The 12916-nt window shown below is 43.0% G+C and carries 8 protein-coding genes and 1 tRNA gene; 4 read left to right on the top strand and 5 right to left on the bottom strand.

Annotated elements, in window-relative coordinates:
* The first annotated feature begins 37 nt into the window (after window positions 1-37).
* Entirely contained in the window at window positions 38-1270 is a 1233-nt protein-coding gene (locus AC3E9V_RS05400) for a YaiO family outer membrane beta-barrel protein (RefSeq protein ID WP_488752164.1), read from the top strand.
* Window positions 1271-1364: 94 nt separating this feature from the next.
* Here AC3E9V_RS05400 and AC3E9V_RS05395 read toward each other — a convergent pair.
* A tRNA-Lys gene (locus tag AC3E9V_RS05395) sits at window positions 1365-1437 on the bottom strand.
* 83 nt (window positions 1438-1520) lie between these two features.
* Here AC3E9V_RS05395 and AC3E9V_RS05390 point away from each other — a divergent pair.
* Complete coding sequence (locus AC3E9V_RS05390) at window positions 1521-2240, top strand: hypothetical protein (RefSeq protein WP_488752163.1); 720 nt, start codon at window positions 1521-1523, stop codon at window positions 2238-2240.
* Between the two features lie 59 nt (window positions 2241-2299).
* Here the strand turns inward: AC3E9V_RS05390 and AC3E9V_RS05385 are convergent, their stop codons facing one another.
* The 3 genes from AC3E9V_RS05385 to AC3E9V_RS05375 all read right to left on the bottom strand — a co-directional run bounded on the left by AC3E9V_RS05385 (window position 2300) and on the right by AC3E9V_RS05375 (window position 6087).
* On the bottom strand, window positions 2300-3310 hold the full coding sequence (locus AC3E9V_RS05385; protein ID WP_488752162.1) for a glutamine synthetase beta-grasp domain-containing protein: 1011 nt from the start codon (window positions 3308-3310) through the stop codon (window positions 2300-2302).
* A gap of 262 nt (window positions 3311-3572) precedes the next feature.
* Window positions 3573-4652 (bottom strand): outer membrane beta-barrel protein, encoded by a 1080-nt coding sequence (locus tag AC3E9V_RS05380; RefSeq protein ID WP_488752161.1) that lies wholly within the window; start codon window positions 4650-4652, stop codon window positions 3573-3575.
* A 94-nt stretch (window positions 4653-4746) separates the two neighbouring features.
* Complete coding sequence (locus tag AC3E9V_RS05375; RefSeq protein WP_488752160.1) at window positions 4747-6087, bottom strand: ammonium transporter; 1341 nt, start codon at window positions 6085-6087, stop codon at window positions 4747-4749.
* Window positions 6088-6525: 438 nt separating this feature from the next.
* Here AC3E9V_RS05375 and AC3E9V_RS05370 point away from each other — a divergent pair, with 438 nt between their 5' ends.
* Together AC3E9V_RS05370 and AC3E9V_RS05365 are read left to right on the top strand one after the other, a co-directional pair.
* Complete coding sequence (locus AC3E9V_RS05370; protein WP_488752159.1) at window positions 6526-7686, top strand: PLP-dependent transferase; 1161 nt, start codon at window positions 6526-6528, stop codon at window positions 7684-7686.
* Entirely contained in the window at window positions 7673-10201 is a 2529-nt protein-coding gene (locus AC3E9V_RS05365) for a DUF5686 and carboxypeptidase regulatory-like domain-containing protein (RefSeq protein ID WP_488752158.1), read from the top strand. Before AC3E9V_RS05370 ends, AC3E9V_RS05365 begins: the two co-directional genes overlap by 14 nt.
* On the opposite strand, the gene AC3E9V_RS05360 is transcribed toward AC3E9V_RS05365, so the two are convergent.
* Complete coding sequence (locus AC3E9V_RS05360) at window positions 10202-12766, bottom strand: T9SS type B sorting domain-containing protein (RefSeq protein ID WP_488752157.1); 2565 nt, start codon at window positions 12764-12766, stop codon at window positions 10202-10204. It lies immediately after the preceding gene.
* Window positions 12767-12916 lie beyond the last annotated feature (150 nt).

Raw genomic sequence — 12916 nt, 5'->3', positions numbered from 1 at the left:
AGAAAACGAAGTGCAAACATTGACAATAAGAATCGGCTTGACCCTCGTCTTGGGACTTACTTATCTGACCTCATGGTCTCAGGAGTGGAAGACCCTCGGTGCGGATAAACTCTTCAGGGTAGCTCAGGAGGAAGCCTTTAGCGGAAAGCGAGACTCTGCCCGGATAAAGCTAAGATACATTCTCAAATCCAGCCCGGGGTATGAAGATGTAAGAATCCTCCTTGGTCGTACCTATGCCTGGGATGACCAGTACGATAGCGCCAGAGCAGAGCTAAAAACCGTACTGAGCAAGAGTCCTAAATACAAGGATGCCATCAATGCGCTGATTGATGTGGAAATGTGGTCAGAACACCAAGAAAATGCTCTGAAAACTGTAAATATGGGATTGAAGTATTACCCCACGTTTGTTGATTTCATGTATAAAAAAGCATCGGTTTTAAGTTCATTGGACCGTAACCGCGAAGCGATGAATACTATCAATCAGCTACTAAAAATAAATCCAACCAATGAGCGAGCAATTTCACTGAGAAACTCGTTGAAAACCGAGCAAATGCGCTATGAAGCGGGGGTGAGATTTGCTGTAGATCTCTTTAGCGAGACGTTTGAGCCGGCCTGGTTCTCATCAGCTCAATTGTCCAGAAGTAATAACTGGGGTTCGTCTATTGTGAGGTTAAACTATGCCAATAGATTTCAGACCTCCGGCTTTCAGGGGGAAGTAGACCTATACCCTTCCATTGCCTCCGGAGTATATGGGTATTTGAATTACGGCTATTCTGAAAACTCACTGTTTCCCACACATCGATTTGGCGCGGAGATATTTTCCAGTTTACCAAAAAGTTTTGAAGCTTCCGCAGGATTCAGACACCTTCGTTTTGACAATCCCGTCACGATATACACCGGATCTGTTGGCTGGTATCATAAAAGCATGTGGTGGTCTTTTCGCCCATTTATCACCCCGGATAAAAAGGCCGGAGCCTCTCTCTCAGGCTCGCTTACCATGCGCAGGTATTTTGGGAACCCAAACAACTATCTGGAGCTTAGCGGAAATATCGGTTTTTCTCCCGATACCCGAACCACTCCAAATGGACTGGGAGAAGATGATATTTTTGTTTTGAAATCCCAACGACTGGGTATCGGGATCCAGCACCAGCTTCGATACGATTGGCTGGCTTCTGTTAATGCAGACTTCACGAGACAGGAACTGGCATTTGACCTGGAAAATTATGTCCTGATCACCAGGTTCTCTGGTACACTCTCCTACCGCTTCTGATTTTCAATGAGAGAAATGCAGTAATCCTAAACTCTACTTTTTTCGTAGAAACAAAAAACCCTGACTCGTAAAAGAACCAGGGTTTGTTTAAAAGTGAATCGCCTGGGGTTCGAACCCAGGACCCCATCCTTAAAAGGGATGTGCTCTACCAGCTGAGCTAGCGATTCAGGAACTAATTTTAGCAATTTCTAAGGGCGTTTCCTTAAATTGCGGTTGCAAAAATAGGGAGCTTATCTACAAAATACAACCCATGAAAAACTTTTTTGAGAAAATCCTTTGGATCACTCTAATCGGTATTTTCACAACGCTTGACTGCACTGCGCAAGAAAGCGTTTTAAAGCAATCAGATTCACTTTTTTCAAGTAAAAAATACACTGAAGCCTTTAAAGGATATCAGAAAATATTTTCCGATGGCAAAGCCTCGCCAGCCATGCTGACCAAAATGGCTTTTATCCAGGAAGGGCTAGGAAACTATGCCGATGCATTGTATTACCTTAACCTTTACTATCAGCAGACTTCTGATAAGAAAGCGTTAACAAAGATGCGAGAAATAGCAGAAGAACATACCTTGAGTGGTTATGAATACTCGGATTTTAAGTTTTTCCTCAACCTGCTACAGAAATATCTACTCGAAATTGTCGCAGCGCTTTCCGCTATTTCCATTTTCTTGCTGGCTTACAGCTATAGCAAAAAAAGGAAAAAAGAAACTCCCGTTACACCGGTCGTTTTTCAGGTAATAGTGGTGATTCTCACCGGTATTTTGATGAATGGATTCCTCTTTGAGAAATCCGCCATAATCGCTGACGACAATGCAATTTTAATGACCGGTCCCTCAGCCGGGGCAGAACCAATCGGTAAAATAGAAAAAGGTCACCGTGTAGAAGTACTGGATGAGGGAGACGTATGGAATCGTATTATGTGGGAAAACCAACCAGCATACATTCGCAGCAAAAATTTGAAGATCCTGTAATAAAAAAAGCTGGCATTGAGCCAGCTTTAGATTCATTTTCAAAACAAAGTAGAGTTGAATTACTTAACTGTTTTTACGGTCTTGATGATTCGAGCTGCTACTTTATAAGGATCCGCGTTTGAAGCAGGTCTTCTGTCTTCCAGGTATCCACTCCAGCCATGATTAGCTGTATAAATAGGGATACGGATAGAAGCTCCACGGTCAGATACTCCATAAGAGAAATCTGTGATCGCAGCTGTTTCGTGCTTACCAGTCAATCGCTGATCATTGAAAGCGCCATATACTGCAATATGCTCATCAACCACACCTCTGAATGCTTCGCACACTTCTTCGATTTTCGCTTTCGAACCGGCAGTTCTGATCAGTGTATTAGAGAAGTTGGCATGCATGCCAGATCCGTTCCAGTCAAGTTCTCCAAGTGGTTTAGGATGATATTCTATGAAAAGACCATACTTTTCAGAAAGTCTCTCAAGAAGGTATCTTCCTACCCAGATCTCATCACCAGCTCGCTGAGCTCCTTTAGCAAAGATCTGGAATTCCCACTGACCCATTGCTACTTCTCCGTTGGTACCTTCTACATTCAGCCCTGCAGCAAGACAAAGATCAAGGTGCTCATCTTTGAAATCTCTTCCAAAGACATTATCTCCACCTACGCCGCAGTAATAAGGACCCTGAGGGCCTGGATATCCGCCGGCTGGGAATCCATAAGGTTTATCCGTTGCAGGGTCCCACAGGAAGTATTCCTGCTCAAACCCAAACCAGAAATCATCATCCTGATCATCAATGGTTGCACGACCATTAGATTCATGTGGAGTACCATCAGCGTTAAGCACTTCTGTCATTACTAACCAGCCATTTTCGATTGCCGGGTCCGGGCAAAGGAAAACCGGCTTCAAAAGACAGTCCGAAGATCCGCCTTCTGCCTGTTCTGTAGAGCTACCGTCAAAAGACCACTCAGGGCAGTCTTCCAGCTTGCCGCTGAAATTGTCAACTACTTTCGTTTTACTTCTTAGAGATTGGGTTGGCTTATAACCGTCAAGCCAGATGTACTCCAATTTTGATTTAGCCATGTTATTCGGTTTATATTTTAACTTGTTAAAAAGAAAATTTCAAATCTCGCTGATTTTTCGGTTGGATTCTCAACGAAGGTTTAAACCATCACAAATTTTAAAAAAAATACTGAATTATTAAACAATCTTCATGAAAATTTAAATAACGTTATTAATAAATCAACAAAATCAGCAAAAACACAAAATAAAATCCCATTCCTAATTTACCTGAAAAGTAAACTGAAATGGGATTTTGGTTATTTAAATACTTTTCAGGAATTACTTAAAATGCATATACTGCAGCTAGTACAAATGAAGACAGAGAATTAGCTGTTTCAGTTGCTCCTGGATCTGTAGGATCCCACTCAGTAACTACTAAGTCATCCTGGCTGAAAGAATCTATTCTCAATTCAGGAATAAATGTAAGTGACCCTACAGAATAATTAGCGCTCAAGGTTAAGTCAATTATGCTTTCATCAGCACCAACTATACCAATGCCATCATCTCCAAAGTACTCACCTCGCAGACCCAAACTGAAGTCATCAGTAAATGATTGCTGAAGGTAAAGAGCTACACCGTAGAAAAGGTCTTTATTGTATGTAGCATTTAATCCAACATAAGTAGCGTCAGTAACATCTAACCCACCAGTGAAATCAACCTGTAAATAATCGCCATCTTCTCCTCCATACAGAAAGTTAAAATACTGCCCTGCTACTCCAAGCTGCGCACCAGCATAGTAGGTTCCATCAGGATTAAAATCTGTAAAGTCTGTTGGGTTAAGTACCGCCAGCATTAAACTTGCCTCTCCAATCGCAATGTCAGCTTTCAACCCGGAATGAGAGAAAGGACCATACGAGAACATGTAAGAAGTAGAATAGTTATAGTTACCAGTTGGTGAAATTACCTCGTACCCAAGGAACGTATTGAAATTTCCAAAGGTTAGCGTCAATGCGTCATTCACCACCCAGTAGGTGTACAACTGGTTAACGATACTTGAACTTGCAGTAGTAGATCCAAAGACTGCATCCGTACCTCGCGGTCCAAATACTAAATCAGCAACAAATCCAACCTTTTCACCTTCATATCCTGCAATTAAATTAACCATACCTAATGCAAATCCAGGCTGATTGGCAAAAGATGAAACGGGAGCCTGAATTACGTCATCAGGAGTTCCGTCTCCATCAACATCAAAAAATCCTTCCAATACATTTGGACCGTTAAGATTTGTTCGGAAATAAGAATCCACTGATCCGCTAAATGAGAATGAAGACTCTTCCTCATCCTGAGCTTGTACAGCTACTACTGCCAGCATTACCACGGCTGACAGAATGAATCTTTTTGATACTTTTGTAAAAGTGTTCATAAGCTTTAATTTTTTTAAAGTTTGTGGAAAATCGGCCTCTGAACTTGATGGTTGGCGCCTACGTTCAGAGGCCTTATTTTTTTAATTCGTTTATTTATTCTGAGATAATGGTATATCCTCTGATACCATGCTCATGACTATCAAGTCCTTCTTTCTCATGCTCTTCGGATACTCTGATTCCGATAGTCAGTTTCAGGATGTAGAAGATCACGAAAGCACAAATAAATGCTGCAAGTCCACAGATAGCCACACCTTTCAACTGAGCGATGAATGAGTGGTCAGGATTGATCGAGAAAATACCCACAGCAAGTGTACCCCACACACCACAAGTAAGGTGAACGGATACCGCTCCTACTACGTCATCCAGTTTGAATTTATCCAGTGTGATAGCAGAAAGGACTACAAGAATACCGGCAATAACACCTACAAGGATCGCATGTCCAGGCTCAATTACATCTGCACCAGCTGTAATACCTACAAGACCAGCAAGGATACCATTAAGAACCATACCCAGATCCAGTCGCTTAAATACCAGGTAGCCGGTAACGAAACCGCCAAGACCACCGGCACATGCTGCAAGTGAAGTAGTAACAAGAACAAAAGATACCAATCCAGGATCAGCAGAAAGTACAGAACCTCCGTTGAAACCGAACCATCCTAACCAAAGCAGGAATACCCCGATTACGGCCAAAGGCACACTGGAGCCAGGCTTATCAATTACTTTCCCGTCTACGTATTTACCAATACGTGGTCCAAGGATCATGATACCGGCAAGTGCTCCCCATCCACCTACGGAGTGAACAAGTGTAGAACCAGCAAAGTCATAGAAGCCCATAGCATCAAGGGCTCCCCCACCCCATTTCCAGCTTCCGATAACAGGATAAACCAATCCAACGAAAATAACCGTGAAGATCAGATAAGCACCCAGCTTGATCCGCTCAGCCACAGCTCCGGACACAATGGTAGCAGCAGTAGCGGCAAACATCGCCTGGAACAAGAAGTCAGTCCAGTAAGTGTATCCACCACTCGCATACCCTGAAGTGTTGTCAGCAGTTCCGGATGTCTCCAGTCCAAAACCCGCAAATCCGAACCATCCCGGATCCTCAAAACCAGGATACATCAGGTTAAACCCTAACAAGGCATAGGTTAAGATACCTATAATAGGAGTCAGAGTGTTTTTAAACAGGATGTTTACGGTGTTTTTAGACTGTCCAAATCCAGTCTCAACACCAGCAAATCCAAGGTGCATGATAAAAACGAGAGCAGTAGCAACCATCATCCAGACATTATTGGCTGTAAGTAGGTTGAATGCCACGTCAGCACCGTAATCTGTTACCGCTGCGGTAGCAGTTTCTACAACTTCCGGTGTTGCTGCAACGACACTATCCGCTACAGCTACCGAATCTTGTACAATCATCAAAAGGTTGGTGATCATGTTCATAAGTTTTTACAGTTAAAAGTTCTTGAGCTTCAAAAAAAGTCAAAAGTTGACGTATTTTGATTCAATTTCAACCCAAATAAAGGAATATTATTGACATTTTTCAAATTTCGGGTTTGAACTAAACCCTAATAATGATGAGTTTGCAGATTTTAAACACTTAATGGGTTAAAAAAATACCACACGAAAAACAAGGGCATTAAAAAATTCGCAAAATGGTCTGATTTTACTGCGGTTGAAATACGAATTTTGTAAAAATTCATATTTTTCAAAATTTTTATAAAACAATTAGCCAGAATATTAGATTTTTTTGAATTTATACATAACAATTACAGAATATTATTCGGATAGATGTAAATGTCGAAATTCAGGGAATCCTTTTTTCCCTGTTAAGACCATTAGGTTAATCAGCGCCTTACCTCTAATTTTAGCTCCATGAATACCGATGATATTTTATTTCACCTGGGAGAAGGTCAAGCTTTTGATAACCTGCCTGCCGCTCCGCCTTTGTATCAGACCAGCAACTTCATTTTCCGGTCAGTTGCGGATATGAAAAGAGCACTCAAACATGAAAATGAGATTCCTTTTTATACAAGAGGGGCAAACCCTACTGTGCAGATCCTTCAGAAAAAGATTGCGGCGCTGGAAAAGACCGAAGCTTCACTCATTTTTTCCAGTGGGAGCGCCGCCATTACAGCAGCAGTCATCTCTCAAATCAATCAGGGGGATCATGTGGTTTGTGTTATGAACCCATACAGCTGGACCAAAAAGCTCATCGGCAGTATCCTGGGAAGGTTTGGGGTAGAAAGTGACTTTATTGACGCCAAGGATCCTGGCGAGGTAAAAGAAAACATACGAAAAAACACTAAACTGATCTACCTGGAAAGCCCGAATTCATGGACGTATGAAATGCAGGACCTGGAAGTCATAGGTAAATATGCTCGCGAAATGGGAATCAGGACCATAGTGGACAATAGCTTTGCTTCTCCTTTATACCAGCATCCTTCACAATACGGAATAAACATTATCGTGCATTCAGCCACTAAATACCTGAATGGTCATGCAGATGCTGTAGCCGGAGTTTTATGCTCCGACCAACAAACAGTTGATCAGATTTTTAAAAATGAGTTTATGACTTTGGGAGGCATTGCCTCTCCTTTTGAAGCATGGCTTATGATCCGTTCGCTGCGCACTCTTCCACTCCGTATGGAAAAGACCGGGCAAAATGCAGAAAAAGTGGCAGGATTTTTGGAGTCTCACCCAAAGGTAAAGGCATTTTTCTATCCACATTCCAAAACCTTCACTCAACCTGATCTCGTAAAAAAATATTTGAGCGGTAAAGGCGGGTTGATGACGATGGACTTAAATACAGATAAAGCAGATCAGGTAGAGGTGTTTTGTGATTCGCTCAGGCGGTTTAAGCTGGGATGTTCATGGGGTGGATATGAATCTTTGGCCTTTCCGGCAATTACCACCATAGATTCACTCAATTATAATAAGAAAGATACGTTAGTCAATAGAATCAGGCTCTATATCGGCCTGGAAGATGCCAACTTACTAATTCAGGACCTAACAAATGCCTTTGAAAAAATTTAAAAAGCCGTCTTTATTTCTTACAGTACTTTGTTTTTATACCTTTTCCTTTTGCCAGGTAAAGGTAGCCGGAACCATCACCGATGACTCAGGAAATCCGCTCCCCTTTGCCACCGTTTACGAAGAAGGTACCACCAATGGTACAACGAGTAACGCAAACGGACATTTCCAGCTTTCCTTAGCTCCTGGTGAGCGAGTAGTGGTGGCCCAGTACATTGGATTCGAGCGCTCCTCCAAAGCTGTAACTATTCCGGACTCAGGGACATTAAACCTCAACTTCCGGCTAAAACCGGAAACACTGGTACTCAAAGAGATTGTCATATCTGCTGACGACCGGGATCCGGCCAGGGCAATCATTCGCAATGCCATTAATAAACGAAAGTATTACCAAAAGGAGGTAAACGCTTACTCCTGCGAGGTCTATATAAAAGGATTGCAGCGACTGGACAAGCGGCCGGAGAGGCTTCTGGGGATGAATGTCACTGTAGATACAGGGATCGTCTACCTCTCCGAATCAATCAGCAAACTGAAGTTTGAACAACCAAACCTGATCAACGAGACCATGGTCTCCTCTAAGGTCAGCGGAAACAATAATGCCTTTAGTTATAACCAGGCCAGCGACATGCTCATTAACCTGTATGAGAATAACTTTTTCATCGAGGGACTCAGCGAACGTTCGTTTATCTCACCCATTTCAAGCGGTGCATTTATATATTATGATTATAAGCTGGCCGGAACAATCCTGGAGGACAGCCTGCTGATCAACAAGATAGCAGTCATCCCTAAAAGAGAAACCGATCCTGTATTCAGTGGATACATCTATATAATAGAAGACTCCTGGCGGATCCATAGTGTAGATGTAAGCCTTACCAAAGAAAACGGGATCGAATTTGTGGACTCACTTTCTTTCAGGCAGATCTTTGCCCCCGTGGAATACGGCATATGGATGCCCATTTCTCAACGGTTCACATTCAAATTCAAGTTTTTTGGGTTTGAAGGAAGCGGGCACTTTACAGGTATCTATAGAAAATACGAGATAGAGCCAAACTATGCCCTACTGGAAGAAGTAAGCAAAAACACCAGAAAAGCAGCGGTTGTTCCTGATGAAAAAAAGAAAGACCTGTTTGACAAAAAGAAGGACTTTTCTAACGCTATACTCAAAGTAGAAGAAGGTGCCAACGAGAAAGACTCAACGTACTGGAAGGAAGTGAGGCCCATCCCACTCACTCAGGTAGAGGTAAAAGATTACAGAATTAAAGACAGTATTCGCATTGTAAAAGAGTCAAAGCCCTACAAAGACTCAGTGGATGCTGTAAGAAACAAATTTAAATTTGCGAACCTTTTTCTAAACGGATACACTCATTTCAATTCTTACAAAGAGGTTTACATTAATTTTCCCACCCTCCTGGAAGGTGTGCAATACAATGCTGTGGAAGGGCTGGCCCTTAACCTTGAGTTTGCAGTCCGAAAAAGAGATGATCGCAAAACCAAATATCAAATACGCCCCTCACTGAGATATGGTTTTGAAAACGAGAAACTGCAGGCCAGAATTGAGGGCCTCAAAATCTTTAACCATAAGCGTAATGAAATACTTTTCGGGGGTCTTGGGCGATACATTTATCAATTTAATGAGGCAGAACCCATTAAAGGTTTTGACAATTCCTATTTCACATTAGTAGAAGGAAAAAATTATGCGCGTTTTTATCAAAAGACGTTTCTGGATGCCGGCTATCAGCGTGAGCTGGTAAACGGTGTGCAGTTTACGGGGCTATTTACCTATGCTCATCGTGAACCAATGCAAAATACTGCTACCTACAACTTCAGAGATAGAGATTTCTTGCCAAATGAACCGGTAAATCAGGAGTTATTATCAGAAGGCGTTAACGTTCGACCATTCACTCCCCACAATGCATTTACGTTTACCAGCAGATTGCGTATCCGTTTTGCACAGAAATACATTGACCGGCCAGACCGAAAGATCAACCTGCACTCGAAGTATCCGGAGCTTAACCTCGTTTATAAAAAAGGCATACCCCTGGCCGGATCAAAAGTGAACTACGACCTGCTAAAGATCGGCACTGAATACAGCTGGAGAATCGGCCTGATGGGGACCAGTCAGGTAAGAGCCTGGGCAGGGAGCTTCTTAAACGCCAAAGACATGTATTTCCTGGATTTTGAGCACTTCAATGGAAATCAAACCTACCTGCGACAGCTGGAGGGTGAAGACCTGTTTCAGGTTCTGGACTACTATGAGTTTAGTACACAAGAACGCTTCATGGAAGCGCATTATGAACACCACTTCAATGAATTTATCTTTAATAAAATCCCATTTGTAAAAAGACTTGACCTACAGGCTGTGGGATCCATCAACTACCTGTCAACACCTACAGCAGGTCAGTATGTAGAATTTGGTGCCGGTATCGAGCACATATTTAAGTTTTTACGAGTAGACTACTTTACAGCCCTGCGTAATGGCAGGCACTACGGGTCAGGCATCCGGATAGGCGCCGGATTCTGATCATTTCAAAATTTGCAGATATCCCTTGTACTCCGTTCGCGAATACCGGATCAGGTAGTAATACACTCCGGCAGAAGCATTTCCTCCATCCCATATAAATTCACGGTTAGAGGTTTCAAAAACTGTATTACCGCTGCGGTCAAAGATCCGTACCATTTCAAAAGTGTCATCACAATTATCCGCAGGCAGGTTATACCGGGGAGTGGCCAGATTAGTTAATGTATAAACATCATTCTTGCCATCGTCATTCGGTGTGAATACATTGGGCGGCTCAAAGCCATTGAAGGCCTCGCGCGTCTCTATCACCTGAACAGTAAAAGTCATCGTTTCCAGCTCCGGATCCGGGCATCGGTTATCGTAGACCAAAAAAGACAGATCATAAAATGCGGATGTTTCTCCAAAATCCAGAAGGTCACATTCAGGCTTCCAACTGAGCAAAGAAGTTACCTCACCTTTGCCTGTGGCGGGCTCAAATGTCAGTGAAGGAGAATCAGGCAGCCTGCTTTCATCAAAAAAGGCCAGTGTGATGGAGTCTCTGTCATCGATATCAAAAGCAGTAATTTCCATTTCAAAAAGCTCCCCTATCTCAATGACTGTATCAGCCCGGGGCACAAACTCCGGTTGATTATTTTCAGGTACAACCACCCGCACATTTACAGCCATAGTGTCTTTATTATTGATTTCGCACTTATCCCGATCTTCTGCAACGAAATAAAATGTGTAGTCGGTAGTTTCCGAGATCCCCAACCGCTCACAGTCAGCCGTCCAGGAAAATTCACTTTGTGTACTGCCTACACCAAATGTATTCTCAAACTCGATACCCAGTCTTTCTCTTGCATTTCCTCCGTCTGTTGCTACAAACAACTCAATAAAATCCAGGTCCAGGTCAGTCGCGCTTACATCCAGAGGACCGATGGATTCCCCAAGCTCTATGGTGATTTGCGGGTCAGAAGCCACTGAAACATTAGGAGAAGTATTAAAAGGCAGGTTAATACGAAAATCCACCCATTCTATGTTAGGGTTATCTATATCACAGGTATCCGCATCCTCCATCAGAAATCCCACCCTGAATTCCTTATTTTCCGAGAAGTCATAGGACTGACAGTCAGTATTCCAGGTAAAGGTTCCTTCCAAATGACCTGCCTCCGATACGGTGGTCTCATAAGTGATCCCTAGTAGTCCCGGATCTGTACCATCCTCCACAAATATGGATGGCTCTATAAAGTCATCATCCCCATCATCGGAGACAATATCCAGGGTCAGCTCGCTGCCTTCATTTACCAAATAAACAGGATCCAGATCAGTGATAGTAGGAAAGACGTTAGGTGGTGGCTCCACCTCTATCATCAGCCTTGCTGTATCCAGCTGAGGCAACGGACAAGCATTGTCTCCGGCAATCAGATCTATAATGAATGGCTCCCCTCTCACCGGGGGACATCCGGGTACGCAAACCTGCACCACCAAAGTATCAGCTCCTGCGCCTACAGAAGCTGTATTTACTGCAAATATTTCGTCCAGATCGCCATCAAAATTGACTCCCTCAGCTCTCAGGTTTATGGTATCACCTTCACTGATGTTTGTTACAAAAAAATCAAAGCACTTATCATCTGCCAACTCATAACTAAGGACATCTACCTCCGGTTTAAAATTCGGATCTCCCGGGATCTTCACTCCTACTTCAGGAGGATCGGGTGGATTACAGCCATTCACAACCAGCATCTGGAAGTCCCTTTGCACAAACCCAAGCTTTTGACCATTTCTCCACTCTTCTACAATGACAGAGAAAACATAGAGGCCGGTTTCTTCAGGTTCTACGGTCAATAGCCCTTTGCTACTGATCCTGAGCGACGGGCTACCGGGAATCATATTACCAACCGAATAGCCCGATGCAAAATTGACTGGGATGTGTGGCTTGGGCTGAGGGATGGGAAGGGCATCGTACACTGAACTGTTTAAAGGAGTAGCTAATCTGTAAATCAATGAATCACCGTCCCGGTCCTCCCCGGTAAACTCCGTATAGTAAAGCTGATCCACACATGCATAATCACTCAGGGGCTTTAACAAAACCGGTGACGAATTGACAAAAGGCTTCCCGTCTTTCCACAATGGCGGGATCTCTACCGTATATTTCATCCCCGTTGTTAAAGGACTCACAATGTTTTTAACCGCAGCATTACGGCAGCACCGCTCCCATACCAGGTAGTAGCCCTCCTCGTCAGCATAATCTTCGGGATCCAGCTCTATATCATTGGACCAGATCACCCTTGAAGTCTGAAGCTCACCGATGGCACATTCGGGTTTGGTATACTCCACATCATCATACAAAACTCTGTTTACAAAGTGCCTTGAAACAAGGCGATTATCCTTGTTGGAAAAAATATACACCTCGTACTGATCTACGATTACCGTATTCTCAGTCTGAGTTTCATCGCGGTACTGGATCAGATTGATCCTGTAAAAGCCGGGCTCTACGGTGATGAATTCCAACTCCCCACCTACGATGTGATTTGCAAACAATTGATTCATTGTTGCTAAAACCCCGATCAATATCAGAAACTTCTTCATCTGCTCCTTTGGGTCATCTCTGTGTTAACAATTCGGAATCTCATTTCCCTTCTTTTCTGAAGATAACTCTTACTACTTTTGCATTTCGTGATTTGCCTATCAGCTCCATATCATCAACATCTATACAATTTAAACAGACACACAAAACTC

This window comes from Marinoscillum sp. HNIBRBA16962, assembly GCF_057801515.1.
Note: the sequence above shows the minus strand (reverse complement) of the source record. Positions and strands in the feature narration are given on the sequence as shown.

What these genes read in the sequence shown, in the direction of transcription:
- AC3E9V_RS05390 (WP_488752163.1), top strand. Translation starts at nt 1,521, where the DNA reads ATGAAAAACTTTTTTGAGAAAATCCTTTGGATCACTCTAATCGGTATT.
- AC3E9V_RS05385 (WP_488752162.1), bottom strand. Translation starts at nt 3,310, where the DNA reads ATGGCTAAATCAAAATTGGAGTACATCTGGCTTGACGGTTATAAGCCA.
- AC3E9V_RS05380 (WP_488752161.1), bottom strand. Translation starts at nt 4,652, where the DNA reads ATGAACACTTTTACAAAAGTATCAAAAAGATTCATTCTGTCAGCCGTG.
- AC3E9V_RS05375 (WP_488752160.1), bottom strand. Translation starts at nt 6,087, where the DNA reads ATGATCACCAACCTTTTGATGATTGTACAAGATTCGGTAGCTGTAGCG.
- AC3E9V_RS05370 (WP_488752159.1), top strand. Translation starts at nt 6,526, where the DNA reads ATGAATACCGATGATATTTTATTTCACCTGGGAGAAGGTCAAGCTTTT.
- AC3E9V_RS05360 (WP_488752157.1), bottom strand. Translation starts at nt 12,766, where the DNA reads ATGAAGAAGTTTCTGATATTGATCGGGGTTTTAGCAACAATGAATCAA.